We start from the raw sequence: 23,846 nt of genomic DNA on the forward strand, positions 1-23,846 counted from the left end.
AATATTTTTAAGTGATGTGTTCAATTAAGTAATTCTTTATCCTTTATTTTTCGGCAATATTCGCTGCCCAAATACAATGGGTTGCCATGTTTCTCGGACCAGAAACCATCCAGCAAATCATCGGCCAGGCATCTGTAAACGGCCACGCCTTTGTAAACCAGCTGATCTTCTCCTACATAGCGGAAGTTGATGACTAAAATATCATCCCGGAAAAATCCATTGCCAGTCTGTACATGGTTGCCTATTGTCCAGCGGGCAAGGATGCGATTGTTTTGATCTGTTTTTAAATTGAGTATAGCGTGGTAAGTCACGCCACTGTCATCCTGATTGGTGCCTTCTACCATGTAATTTCCTACGAGATCTTCTGCTTTCATTGATTCTTTTTCCTATACAAATTTAGAGGTTAAGATTTAGTTTGTTGGGTTTGGAGCGGTATTTTATTAATAAATACAATGCATATCATATCAAGAAAATGTGTGACAGTTTCTTTATTTTGAAAATAATTAAAAACCGGTTTAACATATTTTTAGCATTGAAAAAGATTTCATCGGCATTATATTTTCTTAGTCATTGGCATATTAACACCAAAAAATAAATGTTATGTCAAAGAAAATTGCAATTCTTGCAACCAATGGTTTTGAAGAAAGTGAATTGAAATCCCCTAAAGAATACTTAGAACAACAAGGCTGGACAGCCGACATTGTAAGCCCTGAAAGTGGTTCTATTAAGGCATGGGCAGAGAAAGATTGGGGAAAAGAATATCCTGTAGATAAGGTGCTTGATAATGCTTCTGCGTCGGATTATGATGCGCTGGTGTTACCTGGTGGCGTTATCAATCCAGATCAGCTGAGAACCAATGATAAGGCGATAGCTTTTGTTCAGGATTTTTTTAAACAACATAAACCTGTTGCGGCAATTTGCCACGGTCCACAAATCCTCATCAATGCAGGCGCAGTAGAAGGTAGAAAGTTGACTTCGGTTAATTCTATAAGTATTGACCTTAAAAATGCGGGTGCCATCTGGGAAGATAGTGAAGTGGTTACAGATAATGGTTTGGTAACCAGTAGGACTCCAAAAGATTTGCCGGCTTTTAATGCCAAAATGGTTGAGGAGATCAAGGAGGGGAAACACGAAGACCAAAATCTCTAACCCCAAATCATAAATATTTTTAAAGCCCGTTTTTTCGGGCTTTTTTTGTGCAAGAATGATAGATTTTATTGGCGTGATTGAAGGTTAATTTCGTAAATTTGCAGCGTTTTTCCGGAGCGTAATATCTGGAAGGTAGTTATTAAAGTTGATTGATTGAATTGTCATCTGATGAAAGCTAAAGGTTATTTGTTGGCTGTTGTGGCAGCTGTTACCTATGGGGTAATTCCTCTGTTTATTTTACCCATAAAAGCGGCCCATTTTTCTATGGATGTTACCCTTTTTTACAGGTTTTTTATTTCGGCTGTTTTTATTTTGGCTATTCTTTTTTATAAGAAAGAAAGTCTTCTTATCAATTGGCGCGAACTCATGATTTATATAGTAATTGGAGTCCTGTTCGCACTAAGCTCGGATCTGCTGTTCATAGCCTATGACTACTTATCTGCGGGCATTGCATCTAGCATACTGTTTATTTATCCAGTAATTGTTGCTATGCTGATGGCACTCTTTTTCCGTGAAAAAATTACGCGTATTACAGCATTATCACTTATGATAAGCTTGGCAGGCATTTATCTGTTGAGTACCAATGGTTCTTTGCTTAAAATTAATTTTACCGGCTTGTCAATCTCTATGCTGAGTGCCCTGTCTTATGCTGCTTACATTGTTATTGTTAATAAGGCTAAACTCACCGGTTCGGGGCTCAAGACTACTTTTTACTCCCTGTTTTTTTCGGCGGTGTTTTACTTTTTCAAAACTTTATTCTCCGGCGAATCTTTACTGTTGCCTAATATAGATCTATTGTATGATATTACGTTGTTTGGGTTGATAACGTCTGTAATTTCCGTAACGGCATTGGTTTATGCCATCAAGCTAATTGGTTCTACGCCTACCTCCATTATGGGAGCGCTGGAGCCTGTTGTAGCTGTTTCAATCAGTGTATTGCTATTTAGTGAGAAATTATCGCCGGTATTAATTTGTGGTATTATATTAATATTAACGGGTGTTATTATCAATATTATTGCGGACAGCAGAAGGGTTCATTATTAGATTTTAATTTTAATTCTGGTCAGCGTCGTGCCATTTTATTTCGTGGTAACCCAATCTGATGCTCCTGCGGATAAGGTTTTCTGAAGGTAAGACTGACATCTTCCCTTAGGCTGTTTGATATTTCCTGAGATTTTTCCTCATCCATCGCATATCTAGGATCGGCTATCAGTGGCATCTTGGCCATTTTTGTAATGGTAACAGTTGGGAAATGATAATCTACCTCCACAGTACCAAGAAGAAGGTAGATTCCACCTTCCCTAAAGGGAAACCGTGCCAGGCTACTGGGAAAATGAGCTGTATCAAAATATTGCCCTTCGGCATCAATCCAGGTCCCAAAATACATGCTGCCACTTTCTATAGGGACATGTTTTCTGGAGATAAGGTAAGCCAGCATTTTCACCTCTTTTTTGTGATAACTGACAAGGTCTCTCACCATAACGTTCCCTCGATATTTTGTTTTTAACAAATCAAATATCGAGTGACTTACGGGGAAACCCAATATTTCAATTTCATCAAAGGCATCTTCAAAAACGTTTCTTTGGATAACAGGCAGTTGGTAATCTTTTTGAGGCTCGTCAAACAAACACTGTGTTTTGATACGTTGGTGGTTTTTGTTCAATAGGAACATGGCTTCTATCAAAAGTTCATGTTTCTGTTTTCCTGTAAATCGGAAAGCTCCCGTTAATATTAGAGTTTGCAGCCCTTCTGTACCAATATTGATTCTTTTGAAAAAATCTTCCAAGGATCTGTAATTGCCATTGTGTTTTCTTTCTTCGGGAATCAATTGTTTTAAGGTTATTTCGAGTTTTTCTATGTGCATAAAACCCAGGTAAACTGCTTTTCCGTAAACTGTAGTCTCATAATCGCTCAGGTTGACGCAGGGGAGATGTATTGTAGCACCAGACATTTTAGCTTCGTGGATGTAAACCTCTGTCCGGTAAAAACCACCACCGTTGTTGATCGCCGAAACCATAAACTCTATAGGGTAGTAGGCCTTGAGATAAAGGCTCTGATAGCTTTCTACAGCGTAAGAGGCCGAATGTGCCTTGCAAAAAGAATAACCTGCAAAGGATTCAATTTGCCGATAGACTTCTTTGGTGAGCGGTTCTGGATGACCTTTTTCTTTGCAAGAGTCAAAAAAATCATTTTTAAGCTTTTGTAAAGAATCCAGGGATCTGCCTTTGCCACTCATGGCTCTTCTTAAAAAGTCACCGTTTTCTGCAGAAACACCTCCAAAATGTAAGGCAATTTTTATCACATCTTCCTGATAGACCATAATGCCATAAGTCTCGCCTAGTTCCTTTTTGAAAACATCATGGAAATACTCAAATTGATCTGGATGATTATGCCGGAAGATATACTCGCGCATCATGCCACTTTGTGCAACACCGGGGCGGATGATAGAGGATGCTGCTACCAAAACTTTATAATTATCACACTTTAACCGCCTCAGCAGGCCACGCATGGCAGGGCTTTCTATATAAAAACATCCAATGGTTTTGCCAATACTTAGGTATTGGTTGCACAAGGCCTCATTTTTTGAGAGGGATGTATCCTGTATATCGATCTTGATACCTCTTTTTTCTTCAATAAGCTGCACGGTATCCTTTATGGTGCCTAGACCTCTTTGGGAGAGGATGTCAAGCTTTTCCAGGCCAATGCTTTCGGCCACATTCATATCAAACTGAACGATTGGGAAACCTTTTGGTGGCATTTCCAAGGCAGAATAGGTGGTAATAGGTTCTTCGGAGATCAAGATGCCGCAGGAATGCATACTTCTTTGATTAGGAAAATTTTTCAGCATGGCCTCGAAATGATGAATTTTTTTTATCACACTGTCGTCATCATCATCTTTTGGCTTTTTAGCGAGCATATCAAGCTCGTCCTTGGGAAGTCCAAAAGCTTTTCCCAGTTCCCGAAATCTGGATCTGCTTTTGAACTCCACATTGGTGCCACAAAAAGCGACATGGTCTTTGCCATATTTATCAAAAATATATTTTAAAATAGTATCCCGATTTTTCCAACTCCAGTCTAGGTCAAAATCTGGTGGAGTCTTTCGGTTAAGGTTAAGAAATCGCTCAAAATACAAGTCAAGCTCCAGCGGACATATATCGGTAATGCCTATACAATAGCTAACAATAGAATTAGCGCCGCTACCACGGCCTACATGCATAAAGCCAATGCTGTTGCTATACTGCACAATATCCCATGTGATAAGGAAATAGGCCGAAAAATTCAAAAGGTCTACAACTGCAAGTTCTTTGTCTACACGGGCCTTGGCGCGACCGTCATCATTTGGGTATCGGCGGCTAAGTCCTTCATAAGCCAGTTTTTTCAAAAATAAGAAATCTTCTTCTTTGCTTTTTGTATAATACTTTTTGTTTTTTGGTGCCTTTGCATCAAACTCAAAGTTACATTGTTCCACTATCCATGCTGTATTTGTAATAATTTGGGGATAATGTCTGTAACGGTAGAGCAGTTGTTTTTTGTGGACGAAAAATTCGTTATCTTGGCAATAATCATGCTCATTTAATTGGGAGATAAGACTGTTGCTGTCTATAGCTCTCAGCAGTTTATGGAGCTCGTAGTTTTCATTTTTGTCATCATAGTTATAGGTGACCGGGTGCAGGATAACCATTTTAGTAATTAAGGATTTTAGCGTTGGCTGTATCAGCAGATTTAGTTCATTCTCCCGAATTCCCACAAACTCATAATCGTTTAATTTTTCCGGGATATTTTGAATAGGATAGATCACCCATGTATTTTCTAGAGAGGGATTTTTTTTCGGGATCTCAGTTCCTTCGCAGTTATGGCTGGTAAGCATTGCGTTAACTTCTGCAATGCCTTTTGCATTTTTTGCAAGGCAGATATAGTAGAGCTCATTTTTAACCCTTATCTCCACACCTACAATTGGTTTGATATTATTTTCAAGACATAATTTGTAAAAGGTGTAGATTCCGGTAACGGTATTAATATCTGTGAGTGCCAATGTTTTTAACCGATGTTGAGATGCCTGTTGTACAAGCTCTTCTACAGAGATTGTCCCGTAGCGCAAACTGTGATATGTATGACAATTGAGAAACATAATCTTAGTATCTTTTATAATCTTATATCTTGGTAGGTTCAAATCCCGATGCACGCCCCACGCTGGCCGTCCCAAACCTATTTTTGATATGATCCATCGCTTGGTAAAGCGAAATGAGCTCTTCTGTATCTTCAAAAAGATCCATTTGATGGCAGCCATGTACCAAGCCCGTGAATCTCACGCCAATCAACCGAATCCTCATACGCCTTGTATAGGTTTTCTTGAAAAGTTCCAGTACAAGCCTTAGTAAAATATGGTCTGCTGAGGTGTAGCAAACTTTTGACTGTTTGGTTTCAGTATCAAAGTTGGCATATCTTATTTTTACCGCTACGGTTGAGGTCAACCATTTTTCTTTCCTTAACTGATAGCAGAGTTGTTCCACCATTCCGGCCAGTATATTCCGGATATTGGGGATGTCAATACTGTCTTCGGTAAAAGTGTTTTCTGTAGAAATAGATTTTCTTTCTGAATAGGGTACTACCGGAGAATCATCTATGCCGTTTGCTTTTTTCCAAAGCGTGATGCCGTTTTTACCCGTCAATTCCTGTAAAACATCCACTGGCATCTCTGCAAGGGTTCGGATAGTTCTGATACCCAGTCTAGAAAATAACTGATAAGTTTCGGGTCCCACCATAGGGATTTTTTTTACAGATAAAGGATTGAGGAAAGACCGTATGTCCTTCGGTTTAATTTCTAGCTTGCCGATAGGTTTTGCTTCTCCCGTAGCAATTTTGGATACAGTCTTGTTGGTAGAAAGCGCAAAACTGATAGGGAGCCCGGTCTGTTTTTTTACGGCAGCGGCAATATCACTTGTCCACCTGAAGCATCCAAAAAACTGATCCATCCCAGAGAGATCCATATAAAACTCGTCTATGCTGGCTTTTTCCAAAACTGGCACTTTTTCCCGGATAATATCTGTTACCAAGTGGGACATATCAGAATAATAAGCCATATCACCTTTCACAAGTTTGGCGTCGGGACACAATCTGAAGGCCATCTTGAGGGGCATGGCACTGCGGACACCAAATTTTCTGGCTTCGTAGGAGCAAGATGCTACTACACCACGGTCGCCACCACCTATGATAACCGGGATTCCGTTCAGTTCAGCATTTTTTAATCTTTCGCATGAGACAAAAAATGTATCCAAATCCATATGTGCAATTGTTCTATCCATGTGACAAAAATAGATACAATTTGTATCTATTTTATTATATTTGCTGATATAAATTGTATCAATGTCGATTTTTTCAAATAACATCAGGTTTTTAAGAAACCGTAAAAACCTTTCACAGCAGGAGTTGGCAGATGAAATTATGTTAACTAGGGTACGTTATTCAAAATATGAAAGTGGAAGATCCGAAGCACCCTATGAGGTTTTAATTAGAATATCAAAATATTTCAACATTAGTATAGATCTTTTATTGACTTTAGATATCAGTAAGTATCCTTTGGATGATATCCTAAACCTGCCTAGTAACAAGATTCTCTTGCCTATTGTTGTAGATGCAGATGGTCATAATTATATAGAAATTGTTCCTCAAAAAGCTTCAATGGGATATTTACAAGGTTTTAGTGATCCCGAGTATATAGAAAACCTTCAGAAAATGTATTTGCCTTTTCTGCGAAACGGAAAGTACAGAGCCTTTTTGGCAGATGGCGATTCTATGCCGCCTTTTGTAGACCAGTCTGTGATTATTGGTCAATATGTGGAGAAATTGGAGGATCTCAAACCGGATAAGTCTTACATTTTTGTTACCAAAGAAGGGATTACTTATAAAACTTTTGTCAGGAAAAATGACAAATCTATCACGGTATGCGCTGACAATCTTTTCTACGCAGCCTATGACATTGACCTAGAAGATATTTCTGAGATGTGGCTTTTTGTACAGGGGATTTTACCCAAAGATTACCGACCTCATTATTTGCCGGATCAGGCCAATATAAGAAGTATCTTGGATGATGCCAAGCGCAGTATTGGTTATCTGGAAAGCATTATGCTTGGTGTAAAAAAGGACTGAGTTATCCCATTAAGCAAAGTTGAATTATAAAAAAAATTACAATGCAGAAGTTAAGTTTATTTGATACAGAAGCATTTTACGAATTTCCGGAGAATCTCTTGGAGTACAGGGAACATTTTCTGAACCGTGATGAAGCCGATTATTTGAAAGACCATCTTTTAACTACTGTTCCTTGGGAGCAGCACAATCAAAAGATGTATGATAAAATGGTGGTTACGCCGCGGCTAACTGCCTGGTATGGCGATGCGCAATATTATGAGTCAGCAGATCGTAAAACACCTGTAAAAACATGGATACCGGAACTCTTGCTTCTGAAGCAGCGTATAGAAGCAGCCTTTGGTTATCGTTTCAATGGGGTTTTGCTTAATCTCTACCGTAACAATAATGATTCGGTAGCCTGGCACCGGGATAAGCAAAGCCGCTATGGTGATAGGCCGGTTATTGCATCATTAACCTTGGGACAAACCCGCAATTTTGATTTTAGAAAAAAGGATCACCATAAGAGTAAATATAGCTTGCCGTTGCCGCATGGCTCGCTGCTCATAATGAAGGGAGATTTACAGGAGCATTGGGAGCATAGGATTGCCAAGTCTGCAGTCCCAATGTCTGAACGTATTAATCTTACTTTTCGGTTACTATTGGATAAAAAATGATTATTCTTAATAATAATTTAAAAGAAAAATCATCGCTGAATTGGGAATCAGAAAGTAATCCCAAGCTCAAGCAAAAAATTAAAGCAACTCAAATTGAGTTGCTTTAATGATATAAATGTTTTAAATCTTAGGCTTGAGCTGTTTCAGACTTACGAAAAACTTTAAACAGAAAATAACCACCAACCAAACTCAATAAAATAAATAATCCAAAGCTTATCAGAGAAAACAGTTTCCCTTTTTCGATAACAGCGGGTTCAAATTTCATTTCGATTTTATGTTGCCCTGCCGGGACGTAAAGCGCTCTTAAAAGGTAATTCGCTTTAATGTAATCTACTTTGTTTCCGTCCAAATAAACATTCCAGCCATGCGGATAGTAAATTTCTGAAAAAACTGCTAACTGAGGTGTTTTGGAAGAGGATTCAAATGATAATTCGTTCGGTTGGTAAGTTTTCAAATTTAAAAACGCGGTTGAATCCTTTGCTAGATTTTTTCCGTTGAAATACGATTTGTCATCCTTGGAAATGACAGCAATTTGTTTTGTATCAACATTCCCGGTCTCGTTCAGTTCTTGATTAGGGTTATTCACAAATTTGATGTCAGAAACAAACCAGGCGTTACCATTGGCTTCAGGATTTGGCGTAATCTGAGGTTTTTGGAGGTTCCCAACTAGGAAGTATTTGGTATTCAGCATGTTCAGTATCCGTATGGTTTTGACCTGATCTGTGGTTGAAAAATACTGATTGATAAGATCGTCATAACGTCTCAGTTTCACCGCATGATAACCGCCTATGGATGATTTGAAATAAGATGTATTGGTCTCGCTGAAAGTCCCCAAAACATTATTGAAAATCCTGTAATGATCCTTGTCTTTATCCGAGATGGTTTGCAAGGCTTTATTCACTTCGGTCTGCTGCAAAAGGCTTTGGACAAAAGAATCATTGCCGGCTTTGCTCATCAGGTATTCCGAATTTTCTGTCTGGAAAGGATTGTCCGCAAATGTTTTATCAACAAAATTATCATCGTTCAAATAGCGCCTGTTAACCGTCCAAAGATCAAACAAACTTACAAAGCCGATGATGATGAGTGCGATGTTGACTTTCAGTTTTTTCTTAAGGACCAAGAATAGTGCGGCAGCTGTTATCAGTACATAAACGATGGCTTTCAGGGCATCTGCCTGAAACATTTTGTAACGTTCATCCACCAAATAATCCAGGATATAAGGCGGAAGGTAGGTTTTTTCATTCGCTGTATAGAAGCCTAAAATTCCTTTTCCAAAAAGTGTTAATAATAATGTAACGCCCAAAACAGACCCCGAAACGTAGAGTAATGTTTTTTTCTTTTTTTCTTCGGATAAATGGTTGTTGGTAAAGAATTGATACAGCCCAAGAATAGCGATAAAAGGGAAGAGGAATTCTACCACCACCAAGATTGAAGATGGTGCGCGGAACTTGTTATACATCGGAACATAATCGATGAAGAAATCTGTCAAAGCAGGGAAGTTGCTGCCCCAGGCTAATAAAACCGTTAATACAGAAGAGCCTAAAATCCAATACCGGTACTTTTTCCCGGCAAAGAAAAACCCTAAAACCGCTAAGAAACACACCACGGCACCCTGATAAGCCGGACCTGACGTACTTGGCTGATCGCCCCAGTAAGTGGCACTGCCAAAACCTTTTATCATCATGTCATATTCCTGCTGGGATTTGATGTTTTCCTGCGCCAGTTCCTGGATATGCTCCATAATTTTGTCTGAGCCTTCTTCTTGGCTTCCGCCGCCCATTAGTCTTGGGATAAAGAGATTCAGTGTTTCCAGCTTTCCATAGCTCCACATGGTGATGCTGGCATGATCCATCCCCGATTTGCCAGCTGTGTGCGATTCGTTATTCAATATTTGCTTTCCGCGTACAGTTTCTTTAACATATTCGGCATTTGCCATGATTCTTTGGGAATTCATTCCAACGCCTAGGATAACTCCCAAGCCAACAATCCCTGACGAAATAAGGAAATGCTTCCATTCGATCCTGCCTTTTATCGCGCGCACCAGTTCCGAAAGGAATAAGAACCCTAATCCAAGGAACAGGTAATAAGTCATCTGTGGGTGATTGGCGCAGATCTGCAGGCCTGCAAACAACGTGGTGACAATGAACCCGAGAATATATTTTTTACGGATATAAACCAAAAGAATACCGGCCAATAAAGGGGCGAAATAAGCGATGGTGTGTACCTTACCATTATGCCCGGCTGCAATTATAATATAAAAATACGTTGACAAGCCAAAAAATGTAGCGCCCAACAAAGCGTATTTCCAGTTTCGGACAGCTACCATTCCCAGAAAGAAAAACCCTGCAAACAATAAAAACAGATAGTTGGCAGGTTTTGGCAGGAACATAAAGATATCATCTATCTTCTTGATAACATCACCACGAAACTGTGCGCCTGTTTGGTAAGTTGGCATGCCGCCAAACATGGCATCACTCCAGTAAGTTTCCTTATCATTATTTGCGCGGTATTGCAAAAGCTCCTCCGCACCGCCTTTGTAAAATACAATATCATGCTGCATTAGCCGCTTTCCTGAAATCACAGGGTTGGCATAAAGCATTGCCAATACAATAAATATAATGAGGCTTGCTGCAATATAAAGGAGGTTTTTTTTGTTTTTGAACATAATAAATGATTAGTTATCAATGGTTAATAAGTTTGTAAGAAGTTTCTTTCAACTTATTATTTTTAAAAATCCAAATTTAATATTAAAAAACCTTTCAGACTTAATAATCTGAAAGGTTTTATTTATTTCAAGCGTTTGTAATAAACAATTCTAATGTTTATCCTCTTTCACTTCCTCATAGTCCACTGTTTCCGCATCCCAGTTGACCTTCTTTTTCGGGGCCTTTGTGGTGTTGGTTTTAGTGGTCTGCTGTTGGTTTTTGGGGTTAAGTGCCGGGAAATTTTTATAAAATGCATTGAAGAATAACCGTTTCAGGATATTCCATACAAAGAATATAATGATGGTTGCTAAAATGAATTCAAAAATATATTTCATTCCTTTTCTTATTTATAGGATGGATTGATAACAATAGATGTGGTTGAATTTTTGCTCATGCTTTGCGTTTGTTTACCATCAGACAAGCTCTCTTTCTGATTGGTTTTTACAGACAGGTTCTGGTTCAGCACCCAGCCTGTATTTTCATCAATGATGATTTTACCGCTCTGCGAACCGCTCATACTCATAGAGTGGGTCATGCCGTTTTTAGTCTGTTTGTCAGACTTAGACGGGATCACGCCGCTCACCGAGATTTCAGCTTTGCCGTTTTCTACCTTTACAAGGCTGAAGGTTTGCGTTTGTTTCAGTTTACCTGGTACAACATCTTCAGACTCCGTCCATTTCTCTCCAATTTTTGCCCCTTTGGAAGGGATCAGTTTCAGGTTTTTGCTTAGTTGCTCCTTCATCATAGCCTCGTTAAAGCCTGCTTTAAAGCTTTCTATAATAGCATCCTGCTGTTTTTTGTCTTTTACGGTCCCTGCAATTGCTTTTCTAAGGTTGGTGTACACAGCATCAAAACCTGTAACCGACTTGATGTCTCCGGATGCATCCATTTTCACATCCAATTTATTACCAGCTAAGCCTTTGCTTACAAGATAGTCCATTTTCAGGCCTTCTTCTTTTGGGGCAGCCTGTTTGGTGTCTATAGAAACCGTTTTACCATTGGCTGTGCTGGACATCCTTTTGCCCACCATATTCAGGGTAAGGTCGTAGATGTTGTTTTTGAAATCATTCACGGTTACAGACATCTCATCCGTTGTTTCGTTGGTGCCAGTCATCGTTTTTCCATCTGGCGAAGTCAGGGTTTGAATCTCTCTCTGGTAAGATACAAGCGGGTAAGTTTGCCCTTTTTCTAGGATGAATTTTTGTTTGTAAACGCCGCTGCTATCGGAGATTGCTTTTGGTTTAGCAGCCTCTTCTGGCGTCACTTCTACCGTTACGGTTTCGGTTTTTCCGGTTTTAGGATCCACACGGGTTACCGTTTTTGTTTCCTTTTTACAAGCCGTTAATGTTATTGCAAGAAGCGCAAGCGCAGTTATTTTTTTCATAAATGATATTTGATGAATGATCGTTCCATCATTCTGTTTTACTTATAATAATTATTTTGGCAATTCCCTCGCCACCGCATTTCCCCGAGCTCGGGTCGGGCTATCCACTACTATCTTTTTGTTGAGCCAAGGCATTCCCACCGCTTCACAAAAAGGATAATCGCTTCTATCCCTATCGCATTTCCAGTTTGGTGTCTAAATAGATGAAAGAAACGTGATAAAACACTTACAGTTAACTGTTTTATCCTAAATTGTTTCCCATGACTTAATATCACATTCCCCAGAAACACTCCAACTCTCAGACTCTCAGAATCTCTAACCCAACTTCTGTCTCACCGCTTCATAAAGGATGGCACCGCAAGCTACAGAGACGTTCAGGGATTGTGTTTTACCTTCTATCGGAAGTTTTATTTTTTCATCAGCGTGGTGCAACACTTCTTTGGAGATGCCTGTTTCCTCATTTCCCATCACAATGGCGCAGGGTTCTTTAAAATCGACATCATATATCAATTTCTGCGCCTTTTCTGTTGCCGCAAAAACAGAAACACCACTTTGCTGAAGAAAATCTACTGTATGTGCCAGGTTTTTCTCTTTGCAAATTTTGATATTGTAAATGGCGCCGGCCGACGTTTTGATGGCGTCAGAATTAATAGGAGCTCCACCTTTTTCCGGGATAACCACAGCATCTACGCCGGTACATTCGGCTGTTCTGCAAATGGCACCAAAGTTCCTTACATCTGTCAATCTGTCAAGAACCAGGATAAAAGGTGTTTTCCCGGCTTCGAAAAGCTGAGGCAGGATGTCTTCAATCTTATGGAAAGGAACATCAGAGATAAAAGCCACCACACCCTGATGGTTTTTTCTTGTAAAGCGATTCAGTTTTTCCACCGGCACATAATTCGGGCGAATCTTGTGTTTTGCCAAAAGTTGTTTCAGCTCAATATAGATTTCGCCTTGCAAGGCATTCTGAACAAATATTTTGTCCACCGTTTTTCCGGCTTCCAGCGCTTCCATCACGGGGCGAAGTCCAAATATAAAATCGTCTTTTTTCTGATCGTTCATTAATAAGAATTTGATTGGCAAAAATAAGGCTTTTACAAATGCTTTTCTCTTAATAAAATGGTAAATTCTAATAATCTGCCCAATTTTTCATCAAATCAAAGTTAAAAATCAGAAAGATCAGGCGGTTGATTTTGCTTTGAAGAAATTAAAATGTTAGTGATTTTGAATGTTTGAATGCTTTAAGAATTTCGTAAAATTACTGATGTTATCACAGAATCTTTAATAAATATCTTTTCATGAACTATCTATGACTTGTTTATGGCTTAGCCATGAAGTATCCATAGCTTATCTATACAAGAGATCCGATTGAAAAAAGCTGTTATTTTTATGAATAACTTAATGGGTTGTGCGTCTTTAAATTGTTTTTAAAGACTGATCTGCTTGGGATAATTTTAATTTCTTCCTTTACAAACTTAGACCTTCACCTATCAACGCTCGTTTTTGGGAAAGGATGTAACCGTAGTGGATGCATTCGTGCATATTATTGAAAATGATCGCATCCTGAATGTTTTTGAGGTCTATCCCAAAGCTGGTGGAATAGGGCGTATAATCCGCAAAAAAATCCGAGTCATAATCCTTCATTAGTATTTTAGACGTTTCTATGAGTAAAAATGCCAAGTCTTCCATCTCGCTAGGTTTAACATCTACATTGGCAAAAGTCCCTTTTTTATAGGTTTCTATCCAATATTTATCAATACGGAACTGGTTGCCACTCAGGTAATAACAAAGCAGTTGCTGCTGGGCAATACAGTGGGCAATATTCCAGTAAATATTATTGTTGAACCCATCCGGGATGGTGAGCAGGTCTTTTTCAGAAGTGTTTTGTAAAATTTCCAACAGATTTTTTCTAATCTGTCTATGATTGGCAAAATGATAATTCATTATAATGAGAAAATTTATTCAAATTTATGCTATTTCTTTTATCTGTCGATGATAAGTAGGAATGATTAACAGAATTCTGTTATTGGGAATCAATATTATTGCCTTTGTATATTATGAATTTCCTTTTAACAAATATTTAACGCAAGATTAGCAGTTGTTTTGTTGGGTATTACTGGTTTTTATATGAAATTTACCAATTATTTTTAATATCACCATGTCAGAATTGAATCAAGCAGAAGATATCAAACAACTTACAGAGAAGGTAAAAGAACAGAATTACTTTTTTTCTATTTTAAAACAAGAGATCAACCGGGTTATCATCGGTCAAGAGTATATGATAGACCGCCTGTTGATCGGGCTTTTGGGTAACGGTCACGTTCTTTTGGAAGGTGTTCCCGGCCTGGCCAAGACGCTGGCTATAAAAACTTTGGCAGATGCAGTGCATGGTCAGTTTTCGCGTATCCAGTTTACCCCGGATCTTTTACCCGCCGATGTTGTGGGGACAATGGTCTATAATGTCAAAGACAACGATTTTTCCATAAAAAAAGGACCGGTGTTCGCTAATTTTGTTTTGGCGGATGAGATCAACCGGGCACCTGCCAAGGTGCAGTCTGCGTTACTGGAAGTTATGCAGGAGAAGCAGGTAACTATTGGTGACGAGACAATGCCTCTTCCTAAGCCATTCCTCGTATTGGCCACGCAAAACCCTATTGATCAGGAAGGGACTTACCTTTTGCCGGAAGCTCAAACCGACCGTTTTATGCTTAAATGCAAAATTGATTATCCCGAGTTTGAAGATGAAAGAAAAGTGATGCGAATGGTATCTACTCAAGATTTCCCAGAAATCAGGCAGGTGGTGAATCTGGAGCAGATTGTGGAGGCCAAAAAGCTGATCAATCAGATTTATCTGGATGAGAAAATAGAGAAATATATTCTGGACATGGTTTTTGCTACCCGCTATCCAGAAAAATATGGGTTGTCTGATCTTAAGAATTACATCAGTTTCGGTGCTTCGCCGCGAGCCAGTATCAATTTGGCCATTGCGTCCAGAGCTTATGCCTTTATCAAAGGTCGTGCTTTTGTAATCCCAGAAGATGTAAAGGAGATAGCTAAAGATGTGTTGAGACACAGGATTGGATTAAGTTTCGAAGCAGAGGCAGAGAATGTATCCCAAGACGACATCGTAAATAAAATCTTAGGCAAAATACAAGCGCCTTAAATTTGGTTGTTAGTTGATGGTTGTCAGCTGTCCCATCAAGAGATGCCTGAAAACTATCAACAGACAACCGACAACATCATTATAATAAACTTGGGCTATTTCAGTGTAAATTCTATGAAAACAAGCTGATACTGGCCAAGACTTAGATATGGAAATCCAAGACATTGTCAAAAAAGTAAAGCAAATCGAAATCCGCACCCGAAAGAAAACGGAGGCATCGCTTATGGGGCAGTACCACAGTACTTTCAAAGGACAGGGGATGACCTTTGCCGAAGTGCGGCAGTACCAGATTGGCGATGACACCCGAAGGATGGACTGGAACAAAACGGCGCGTTTCCGCGAGCCATTTGTGAAAGTGATGGAAGAGGAGCGGGAGCTCACCATGATGCTGCTGGTGGACATTTCCGCTTCGATGAACTATGGCACCAAAACACAGCTGAAACGCGAATATGTGGCAGAGGTATGTGCGTCCCTTGGTTTTTCCGCTGCGGCGAATAATGATAAAGTAGGACTGATACTGTATGCGGATAAGGTGCTGAAAGTGGTGCCGCCACAAAAGGGAAGAAAGCATATACTGTCTATCATCAGCCATATCCTGACCGCAGATTATATACCTGCTAAATCCAATGTAGATGTGGCTTTTAATTATATGATGAGTGTTTTTAAAAGGAAATCCCTGGTTTTTGTATTGTCTGATTTTGAGGATGATTTTGATCAAAAAATACTCAACGTCACCGCTCGTAAACATCAGCTTTTGGGACTTCGTATTTACGATGAAAAAGATATGGAAATCCCGGATATCGGCTATGCGCTGTTCCGAGATTCCGAGACTGGTGAACAAGTCTGGGCCAATACTTCCAGTTCGCGCTGGCGCTATGAATTTGCAGAGCAGCAGAAACAAAAAATGCGAAGGGTGAAAGAAGAATTTGAGACTTCTTCTGCCCATTTACTAGACATTAAGACTTCTGATGATTATAGCAAATCCTTGTATCAATATTTTAAAAAGTAAATAGAACAGCCAAGAACAAATAATCCAGAATAAAGACTCTTAACTGATAATTAAATCAATGCCGTACAGATTATTTAAAATATTTTTTTCGTTTTTTATATTCTTTTTTTCTTTAGGATTTTCACAAACCTTATCCTCCAATCTTGATAAAACCACTTTGGCATTGGGCGAGGTGGCTGTTTTCAAAATTCAGATTCTGGATCTTGGGGGAAAGGACGTTCAGATTGCGCCCAAAAATGAGCTGCTGCCTTTTCATTTTGAGATGGTGAATGACAGTATTGCCAAGCAGAAAGATATCTACCTTAGGTCTGTGAAATTTGCGATTTTTCAGGAAGGTAAATTTAAGATTCCCGAAATCGAAGTGAAGGTGGGCGGCAAGGTTTTCAAAACGATTCCGTATGAAGTAGAAGTCATTAATACGGCCAAAAAAGGCGATCAGATTAATGATATTATGAAAAACAAAGAAGTAGAACTGAATGTTAAAGATTATTGGGATCTCTACAAATTCTATGTCTTGCTGGCTTTGCTTATTATTGCTATCATAGTACTCATCATTGGTATTATCAAATGGGGAAGAAAGCGCAAAACCAGTCCTGTGGTCACTACTAACCAAACACTTAAAGATCTGGAAAAACTGCGGAAGAAAAATTATATTGAGAATGATAATTTCCGTGCTTTTTATGTAGAATTGATTGATATTACCAGGAAATTTATAACCCAACAATATCGGATTCCGGCAGATGTTCTGTTGACGGACGACCTAATTGATTACATGAAAAATACCAATGCGATCTCTCAAGAGAACGAGCGTATTGTAGAAGATATATTTTTGCGTGGTGACCTGGTGAAATTTGCCAAAACCATCCCTACAAGAGAGTTGATGGGCAAGGATTTCGAAGATATTAGAGCGTTTGTAAAGCGGTCTACAAAAGATGTGGAAGTAGAGAATCTCAGAAGCATGAATGCTGCAGAAGAAGGTAATCTGCGCAAGATGTAAATCATCAAATTAATTATTTATCACTTAAAATATTCGCGTGAATTTCGAGTTTTACAGTCCGTGGTTTTTATTGCTTTTTATAGTTTTCATTCCTTTGTTAATTAGGGATGCCGGCAAGAAGAAGAGTAGGGGGATTGCTGTGCCAACGGTCAATCATATGCAGGGCAACGGCAGCATTTCTGCGGTGATGACCTTCCTGAAACTGTCAAAGTATCTCATTCTTTCCGCACTTATTATCGGATTGGCAAGGCCTAGGACTTATACGATTTCACAAGATCGGGATGAGACCAAAGGTATAGATATTATGCTTTCTGTGGATGTTTCGCTCAGCATGTTGGCCAAAGACCTGGATCCTGATCGTCTAGAAGCACTTAAAAAGATTGCCATCGATTTTGTAAAGAAAAGGGAAAACGATAGGATTGGGCTGGTCGCCTATTCTGGCGAAGCTTATACCAAAGTCCCATTAACAACCGACCATCAGGTGGTCATTGATGAACTGAACCAATTGAACCCTTTGGAGTTGCAGGCCGGGACAGCTATAGGTGAAGGTTTGTCGGTAGCGGTAAACCACCTCAAAAAAAGTAAAGCCAAGAGCAAAATTATTATCCTGATGACCGACGGCGTTAATACGGTGCTGAATGCCATGCCGCCACAGATTGCCGCAGAATTGGCTAAAAATAACGGCATCAAAGTTTATACAGTGGGGATTGGAAGCAATGGGTTTGCCGCATTTCCTACCGGAACCAATATATTTGGTGATATTGTTTTTACCGAACAAAAAACTGAGATAGATGAAAATACACTTATCGATATTGCGCAACTTACGGGGGGTAAATATTTCCGGGCAACGTCTAACAGTGGCCTACAAAATGTCTATGATGAGATCAACCAGTTGGAAAAATCAGACGTGAAAACTTCCAAATTGTATAATTATGAAGAATATTTCAGGATTTTTCTTTGGATAGCTTTAGCGATTCTGGTTATAGACGCAATGTTGCGATGGGTAATTTTTAAAATTTTGAATTAAGCTGATGAATTGGTATTTAGGAAATTACTGGTATCTATTACTGTTACTGCTGTTGCCTGTTACAGGTTACTTTATCATCCACTATATCCGCTGGAAAAGCAGGAAAAGAAACCTATTTGCCGAGAGTCGGTTTCAGGATATATTGTTTGAGAAAACATCTACGTTTGCTAAGTTTTTTCCGCTGCTTTATCTTCTGGGATTTTTGTTTTTGATATTTTCTATCATTGATTTGCTGGGAGGGAAAGAGGAAATTAATGTTCAGCAGAACGTGAGCAATACGATCTTTGTTTTGGATGTCTCCAACTCTATGAATGCGCAGGATATACAGCCAAGTAGGTTGGAAGAAGCTAAAAATATCATCATCAACTCACTTCAAAAACTGACCAACGACCGCGTTGGGATTATCGTTTTTGCCGGAGATGCAACATCTGTCATGCCACTGTCCAGCGATTATTCTGCGGCGGAAAATTATCTGTTTGGTATTGAAACCAGCGTAGTCCCCAACCAAGGAACTGATTTTCTTAAGCCTATACAGATTGCAGCACAGAAATTCAAGAATATTTCCAAAGGAGCAAGAAACATCGTATTGATAAGTGATGGCGAAGATAACGAAGGTCACGAAGAGGAAGCCATAAGCCTTGCCAAAAAAGAAGGGTTCAGGATTACGACCATAGGTGTAGGAACTGAGCAGGGCGCACCAATCCCCGAATATTATTTTGGGCAGTTGATGGGTTATAAAACCGACATGTATGGCGAAACTGTGGTGTCTAAGCTTCAGACCAAAGCGCTTAAGAACATCGCCTCATCTACAGGCGGCGATTATTTGGATGGTAATCATCTGGAAGAAGTTATAGGGCAGCTTATAAAAGAACTTCATAAATCATCGGGATCTAGTACCACTAGTATCAGTTCGCAATCTGCGGTTCATTATTACCAATATTTTTTAGCCGCTTCGGTTTTCTTTTTCTTGTTGATCTATTTGTTTAACCCTAAGAAGGATTTTAATATTTAATCGCTAAAAAAGGTTCTTTAGGAAGTATTTGGATCTTTGATAATCTGCAGCATTTGTAATATCAAGATTATTGGGTTGAGTGAAATTGGGAGTTGGCGGAGTATATATCCAAGCAGATTAATAGATCCATTCTTGTCATTGTCAAAAAAAAAAAAGACCGTCTCATGAGACAGTCTATTAATATTATAAAAACCTAAGTTGTATTAAGCTTCTTCAGTTTTAGGCGCTTCTTCTTTTTTAGCAGGCGCTTCTACCGGTGCATCAGATACGATGGCAAAATCAAAGTTGTATTCAACATTTCTGTGAAGTCTGATTAATGCTGTTACATTACCAGTTCTCTTGATCGTATTACCAGGGATTTTGATATATTTTTTATCAACTACAACACCAGCTTTTGCCAAAGCAGCAGCAAGGTCAGCATTGTTGATAGAACCAAACAATTTATCACCAGAACCTACTTTTGCAGGGATAGAGATAGATGTTTTTTTCAATTGTTCTACTATTGCGTTAGCAGCAGCAACCAATTTAGCTTCTTCTTCTTTTCTAGATTCCAAAGTAGCTTCAAGCGCTGCTTTGTTTTTAGGTGTTGCCAAAAGAGCAAAACCCTGAGGTAGTAAAAAGTTACGTGCGTAACCTGGTTTTACATTCACTGTATCAAACTCAAGTCCTAAGTTTTCTACGTCTTTTTTAAGGATAATTTCCATTGTTGTTGTCTTGTTTAGATTCTAGAAGTTAGAGGTTAGAAATGAGAAGTTAGAAAATCTAATATCTGAAATCTAATATCTAATATCTAAAACAGTTAGAATTAATGATTTATTCAGCAACAAAAAGCCAAAAGCGAGGCGCTAATGGCTATTTGCAATTTTTTATTTCAAAAGATCCGCTACGTAAGGCATCAAAGCAAGGTGTCTTGCTCTTTTGATAGCTGCAGATACTTTTCTCTGATATTTAAGAGAAGTTCCTGTGTATCTTCTTGGTAAGATTTTACCTTGTTCGTTTACGAATTGTAAAAGGAAGTCTGCATCTTTGTAATCAACATGCTTAATTCCGAATTTTTTGAATCTACAATATTTCTTTTCAGATTTTGTATTGATGTCAAGTGGAGTAAGAAATTTTACTTCCGATTCGCCTCCGGCAGAGGCTTGTTTTGCCATATCGTCTATTGCCATTGTTTTAAATTTTAAAGGTTAATAATTAAGCTTTAGCAGATTTTAGTTTGCTTCTTCTTGTTACTGCATAATCTACAGCGTGTTTGTCAAGTTTAGTCGTTAGGTAACGGATTACTCTCTCATCACGTTTGAAAGCAGTTTCAAGATCTGCCACTACAGTACCTTCTCCTTTGAATTCGATAAGGGTATAAAAACCATTCTTTTTCAATTGGATAGGATAAGCCAATTTCTTAAGTCCCCAATTTTCTTTGGCAACGATTTCGCAATTGTTTGAAGTTAATAGATCTTCAAATTTTTTCACTGCTTCCTCCACCTGAGCGTCAGATAGAACGGGAGTTAAAATGAAAACAGTTTCGTAATTGTTCATAATGTTAATTAATTTTAATTAAAAATTCGAGTTGCAAAAGTACAACTTTTTTCTGAAATACAGTATTTATTTTCAAAACATTATTAGTCTAATTTCAAATATTTAAATTAATGTTTCAGGATCATGCAATCGAATAATTTTAGCACCTTTTTCCAATAGTTTCTGGTGCAGTTCCCTCGTTTCTTTCCCAACTTCATTCGCTTGTTTTCCCAGAGGGTTGTAGATAAATGATTTTTTGGAAATCCCGGCTAGAAGTGGCAATCTTCCAAAACCGATATATTGGAAATCTTCTATCATCTTGTATTGATCTTCTACTGTTTTTCCAAAGCCAAATCCTGGATCCAGGATAATATCCTTAATTCCTTTTTTTCTCAATAGATTAATTTTTTCCGAAAAAAAACGGTTGAGAGACAAGATAATATCATCGTATTTAATTTTATGATGCATGCTGCTATAATTCGGGTTGATATGCATTAATATATAAGGTAAACCTGTTTGGGCGACCGTGGCCAATAACTGTGTATCAAATTGTCCTGCAGAGATATCGTTGACCAAATCAATCCCTTCATTATAACCAAACTGCACCACATCTGAGTAGAATGTATCCAAAGAAATCAGACTTTTCGGGAATTCTTTTTTGATGAGGGAAATGACTTTGCCTATCCTTCGGATCTCTTCATCCGCTTTCAGAAAGGTGGCATTGGGGCGGGTAGATTGCGCACCGATATCAATAAAAGTGGCACCGTTTTTTAACAATTGTTCTGCCTGCTGGAGAGCAGGTTTTTCATTGTTAAATTGCCCACCGTCAGAGAAAGAATCCGGGGTAAGATTCAAGATGCCCATCAGTTTTGGTTGGGACAGATCCACGAGTTTGCCATTGCAATTGATAGAAAAAAATCTAGAAGAGTTAGAGTTGGTTATAGTGAAATCCATTGTTTTGCTTTGAATAAAAATTATTTGGTCATGGCATATACGGCAAAACTAGCCAGCCAATGATCGCCACCATAATTCCCTTGGAAAATAATAGGTAAAGCATTGGTAATAAATTTTTCCTGGATTAATTTAAATTTCTTTCCCAACGGATGATGATTTGGTAGAGCTTCAGATATGCGCTGCATGGCCCAAGCTTTGGAAAAGGATAAACCTACCAAATGCACAGTCTGGTAATCGTTAATATCGCTGATGACCGGTATCTGTTCAATATTTTCCAGGCTGCGTTTTTCATAGAAGTGGTTAATCCATTTTTTGAATTCATCTTTTGGAAGCACTCTGCTCATCAGTTCGGCAATCTCTAGGCTTGGCGAGAAAAAGTCGCTGCCGTCCGGTTCCAGGTAAGCGGGTGTTTTGGTATTGTTCAGGTAAAAAACTTTGGCCTTGTCAGACAATTCTTTCTCAAACGTTGTGTCATCCACTTGTCTTGCCCAGTCTATAGCAAAACACAAAGCGAATGCCGTGTTCGGATGCACGCCGGTTCTGTTGGGGTAGGTTTGTTTGGGCAGGTAAGCCTTCCAAAGTCTCAGGATTTCGTCAGTCAAAGGTTTTAAATTCTGATGCCATACTTTAGCCTTTGGATGATCCCATTTTGCCAATTCTTCATCCAGTTTCAGGATCCATGCCCAGCCATAAGTTCTTTCGAAGCTGTTTGCCACTTGGTACTTGGTAAAATAAGCTGCTTCTGCTTTGATTTTTTCGGGAGAAAAAGACTGGTCAAGAATTGTAATGATGAGCTCCCGATTGGCTAAGTCCGGAACTGTCCTGAGTAACCTTAACAGCATCCAGTGTCCGTGAACAGAGCTGTGCCAGTCAAAACAACCGTAGAAACTCGGATGTAGCTCTTGCGGAGTCAGGACGGCATCTTTTTCATTATTGATAACATGCGCCGTTTTGTTAGGGTAAGGCTGGTTGATACATTTCAGCGGCATCGTTGCCAATTTATTAGCCATATCTGTTGTTAGCTGGGATTGTTGGGCTTGGCAAAAACAGGAGGCAGCCAGAAGAATGGAAGTGGCAATTTTCATTCAGGATTAATTTTGAAACATAAAAATAGAGAATTTTTCCCGTTGACAATCAAATTTTGAAAACAACTAAATTTGTATCTTTGACCAATTAGACAGATTTATGCACGATACATCCGCACAGTTTGACAGCGTTATAGCTGCCTGCAGAGCGCTTTTTGAGAAAAAAATGAAAGATTACGGTACGGCATGGCGCGTGTTGCGGCCAAGTTCTATTACCGATCAGATTTATATTAAAGTTAACCGCATCCGCACTTTGCAGATGACTGATGTACAGATGGTTGACGAGAGTGAAGAAGGAGAGTTTGTGGCCATTGTCAATTATTCGATCATTGGATTAATACAGCTGGAAAAAGGTTTTTCTGATGAGCTAAGCGCCGATCCGCAGGAGATTATCAGGCTATACGATTTCTACGCCAACGAAGCCAAAGAGCTGATGCTGCGCAAAAATCACGACTATGGCGAGGCTTGGCGAGATATGAGAATCTCCTCTATTACAGATTTGATTTATCAAAAAGTGTTGCGGACCAAACAGATTGAAGACAACAAAGGACAAACTTTGGTTTCCGAAGGCTTGGATGCCAACTATTTTGATATGCTGAATTATGCTGTTTTTTGTCTTATAAAGATGGAAGATGGAAGTCGGAAGAGGGAAGATTAAAGATTCTGTGGAAAAGTAATTTATTGAGATGAGTTTTAAATTTGAAAAATTAATTATCTGGCAAAAATCTATGGATTTTGGAGAGAAGATATTCCAAATTTCCAAGGATTTTCCAAAAGATGAAATGTTTAATTTAGTTTCTCAAATAAAAAGAGCTGTAGATTCTATTGCATTAAATATTTCTGAAGGCTCAATTTTACAATCCACACGGGAATTTAAAAGATTTTTAGGTTTTTCAATTCGTTCTCTCGCAGAAGTTGTAACGTGCTTGTATAAAGCAAAAAATAGAAATTATATTTTAGAAGAAAAATTCAAAGAATTGTATAGCGAATCATATCAGTTAATGAATCAAATAATAGGTTTTAGAAACCAACTAAAAGATTAATAT

The 23,846-nt window shown here is 38.8% G+C and carries 24 protein-coding genes; 11 read left to right on the top strand and 13 right to left on the bottom strand.

Annotated elements, in window-relative coordinates; all coding sequences use genetic code 11:
- Positions 1 to 20: 20 nt before the first annotated feature.
- Positions 21 to 374 (bottom strand): hypothetical protein, encoded by a 354-nt coding sequence (locus tag AC00Y6_RS07645; protein ID WP_474490031.1) that lies wholly within the window; start codon positions 372 to 374, stop codon positions 21 to 23.
- 226 nt (positions 375 to 600) lie between these two features.
- Here AC00Y6_RS07645 and AC00Y6_RS07650 point away from each other — a divergent pair, with 226 nt between their 5' ends.
- Entirely contained in the window at positions 601 to 1,149 is a 549-nt protein-coding gene (locus tag AC00Y6_RS07650) for a type 1 glutamine amidotransferase domain-containing protein (protein WP_474490032.1), read from the top strand.
- 168 nt (positions 1,150 to 1,317) lie between these two features.
- Positions 1,318 to 2,193, top strand: a complete 876-nt coding sequence (locus tag AC00Y6_RS07655; RefSeq protein WP_474490033.1) for a DMT family transporter — start codon at positions 1,318 to 1,320, stop codon at positions 2,191 to 2,193.
- Positions 2,194 to 2,212: 19 nt separating this feature from the next.
- On the opposite strand, the gene AC00Y6_RS07660 is transcribed toward AC00Y6_RS07655, so the two are convergent.
- Both AC00Y6_RS07660 and dinB read right to left on the bottom strand, forming a co-directional pair.
- Positions 2,213 to 5,278 carry a DNA polymerase III subunit alpha gene (locus AC00Y6_RS07660; protein ID WP_474490117.1) on the bottom strand — a complete coding sequence of 1,022 codons (3,066 nt, stop codon included), beginning with the start codon at positions 5,276 to 5,278 and terminating at the stop codon, positions 2,213 to 2,215.
- 22 nt (positions 5,279 to 5,300) lie between these two features.
- Complete coding sequence (dinB, locus tag AC00Y6_RS07665; RefSeq protein WP_474490034.1) at positions 5,301 to 6,452, bottom strand: DNA polymerase IV; 1,152 nt, start codon at positions 6,450 to 6,452, stop codon at positions 5,301 to 5,303.
- Between the two features lie 61 nt (positions 6,453 to 6,513).
- Here dinB and AC00Y6_RS07670 point away from each other — a divergent pair, with 61 nt between their 5' ends.
- Positions 6,514 to 7,296 (top strand): XRE family transcriptional regulator, encoded by a 783-nt coding sequence (locus AC00Y6_RS07670; protein WP_474490035.1) that lies wholly within the window; start codon positions 6,514 to 6,516, stop codon positions 7,294 to 7,296.
- Between the two features lie 41 nt (positions 7,297 to 7,337).
- Positions 7,338 to 7,949: an alpha-ketoglutarate-dependent dioxygenase AlkB family protein gene (locus AC00Y6_RS07675; protein ID WP_474490036.1), complete on the top strand. Its 612-nt coding sequence runs from the start codon at positions 7,338 to 7,340 to the stop codon at positions 7,947 to 7,949.
- Positions 7,950 to 8,076: 127 nt separating this feature from the next.
- On the opposite strand, the gene AC00Y6_RS07680 is transcribed toward AC00Y6_RS07675, so the two are convergent.
- The 5 genes from AC00Y6_RS07680 to AC00Y6_RS07700 form a co-directional block, all read right to left on the bottom strand.
- Positions 8,077 to 10,614 carry a YfhO family protein gene (locus tag AC00Y6_RS07680; RefSeq protein ID WP_474490037.1) on the bottom strand — a complete coding sequence of 846 codons (2,538 nt, stop codon included), beginning with the start codon at positions 10,612 to 10,614 and terminating at the stop codon, positions 8,077 to 8,079.
- A gap of 150 nt (positions 10,615 to 10,764) precedes the next feature.
- Positions 10,765 to 10,989, bottom strand: a complete 225-nt coding sequence (locus AC00Y6_RS07685) for a hypothetical protein (protein ID WP_474490038.1) — start codon at positions 10,987 to 10,989, stop codon at positions 10,765 to 10,767.
- Between the two features lie 8 nt (positions 10,990 to 10,997).
- The gene (locus AC00Y6_RS07690) at positions 10,998 to 12,038 is read right to left on the bottom strand and encodes a DUF6263 family protein (protein WP_474490039.1); all 1,041 of its coding nucleotides are present in this window, start codon (positions 12,036 to 12,038) and stop codon (positions 10,998 to 11,000) included.
- 315 nt (positions 12,039 to 12,353) lie between these two features.
- Positions 12,354 to 13,100, bottom strand: coding sequence for a 23S rRNA (guanosine(2251)-2'-O)-methyltransferase RlmB (gene rlmB, locus AC00Y6_RS07695; protein WP_474490040.1), 747 nt, complete (start codon positions 13,098 to 13,100; stop codon positions 12,354 to 12,356).
- Between the two features lie 405 nt (positions 13,101 to 13,505).
- A complete protein-coding gene (locus AC00Y6_RS07700; protein ID WP_474490041.1) occupies positions 13,506 to 13,982 on the bottom strand; it encodes a DinB family protein in 477 nt (158 codons plus the stop codon).
- Between the two features lie 214 nt (positions 13,983 to 14,196).
- Here AC00Y6_RS07700 and AC00Y6_RS07705 point away from each other — a divergent pair, with 214 nt between their 5' ends.
- From AC00Y6_RS07705 to AC00Y6_RS07725, 5 genes are all read left to right on the top strand, one after another.
- On the top strand, positions 14,197 to 15,201 hold the full coding sequence (locus tag AC00Y6_RS07705; protein ID WP_474490042.1) for an AAA family ATPase: 1,005 nt from the start codon (positions 14,197 to 14,199) through the stop codon (positions 15,199 to 15,201).
- 148 nt (positions 15,202 to 15,349) lie between these two features.
- A complete protein-coding gene (locus AC00Y6_RS07710) occupies positions 15,350 to 16,210 on the top strand; it encodes a DUF58 domain-containing protein (protein ID WP_474490043.1) in 861 nt (286 codons plus the stop codon).
- Positions 16,211 to 16,268: 58 nt separating this feature from the next.
- Positions 16,269 to 17,207: a BatD family protein gene (locus tag AC00Y6_RS07715; RefSeq protein ID WP_474490044.1), complete on the top strand. Its 939-nt coding sequence runs from the start codon at positions 16,269 to 16,271 to the stop codon at positions 17,205 to 17,207.
- Positions 17,208 to 17,244: 37 nt separating this feature from the next.
- Positions 17,245 to 18,234 carry a VWA domain-containing protein gene (locus tag AC00Y6_RS07720; RefSeq protein ID WP_474490045.1) on the top strand — a complete coding sequence of 330 codons (990 nt, stop codon included), beginning with the start codon at positions 17,245 to 17,247 and terminating at the stop codon, positions 18,232 to 18,234.
- A gap of 4 nt (positions 18,235 to 18,238) precedes the next feature.
- The gene (locus tag AC00Y6_RS07725) at positions 18,239 to 19,246 is read left to right on the top strand and encodes a vWA domain-containing protein (protein ID WP_474490046.1); all 1,008 of its coding nucleotides are present in this window, start codon (positions 18,239 to 18,241) and stop codon (positions 19,244 to 19,246) included.
- A gap of 203 nt (positions 19,247 to 19,449) precedes the next feature.
- Here AC00Y6_RS07725 and rplI read toward each other — a convergent pair whose 3' ends face one another.
- From rplI to AC00Y6_RS07750, 5 genes are all read right to left on the bottom strand, one after another.
- Entirely contained in the window at positions 19,450 to 19,950 is a 501-nt protein-coding gene (gene rplI, locus AC00Y6_RS07730) for a 50S ribosomal protein L9 (RefSeq protein WP_474490047.1), read from the bottom strand.
- Positions 19,951 to 20,112: 162 nt separating this feature from the next.
- On the bottom strand, positions 20,113 to 20,415 hold the full coding sequence (gene rpsR, locus AC00Y6_RS07735; protein ID WP_027382072.1) for a 30S ribosomal protein S18: 303 nt from the start codon (positions 20,413 to 20,415) through the stop codon (positions 20,113 to 20,115).
- Positions 20,416 to 20,440: 25 nt separating this feature from the next.
- Positions 20,441 to 20,782: a 30S ribosomal protein S6 gene (gene rpsF / locus AC00Y6_RS07740; protein ID WP_027382073.1), complete on the bottom strand. Its 342-nt coding sequence runs from the start codon at positions 20,780 to 20,782 to the stop codon at positions 20,441 to 20,443.
- A gap of 102 nt (positions 20,783 to 20,884) precedes the next feature.
- Positions 20,885 to 21,715, bottom strand: coding sequence for a dihydropteroate synthase (folP, locus tag AC00Y6_RS07745; RefSeq protein ID WP_474490048.1), 831 nt, complete (start codon positions 21,713 to 21,715; stop codon positions 20,885 to 20,887).
- Positions 21,716 to 21,735: 20 nt separating this feature from the next.
- On the bottom strand, positions 21,736 to 22,800 hold the full coding sequence (locus AC00Y6_RS07750; RefSeq protein WP_474490049.1) for a DUF2891 domain-containing protein: 1,065 nt from the start codon (positions 22,798 to 22,800) through the stop codon (positions 21,736 to 21,738).
- 100 nt (positions 22,801 to 22,900) lie between these two features.
- Between AC00Y6_RS07750 and AC00Y6_RS07755 the strand changes: the two genes are divergently transcribed.
- Both AC00Y6_RS07755 and AC00Y6_RS07760 read left to right on the top strand, forming a co-directional pair.
- On the top strand, positions 22,901 to 23,458 hold the full coding sequence (locus tag AC00Y6_RS07755; protein ID WP_474490050.1) for a DUF1599 domain-containing protein: 558 nt from the start codon (positions 22,901 to 22,903) through the stop codon (positions 23,456 to 23,458).
- Positions 23,459 to 23,486: 28 nt separating this feature from the next.
- A complete protein-coding gene (locus AC00Y6_RS07760) occupies positions 23,487 to 23,843 on the top strand; it encodes a four helix bundle protein (protein ID WP_474490051.1) in 357 nt (118 codons plus the stop codon).
- Positions 23,844 to 23,846: the final 3 nt, after the last annotated feature.

Source organism: Epilithonimonas sp. (genome assembly GCF_056329745.1).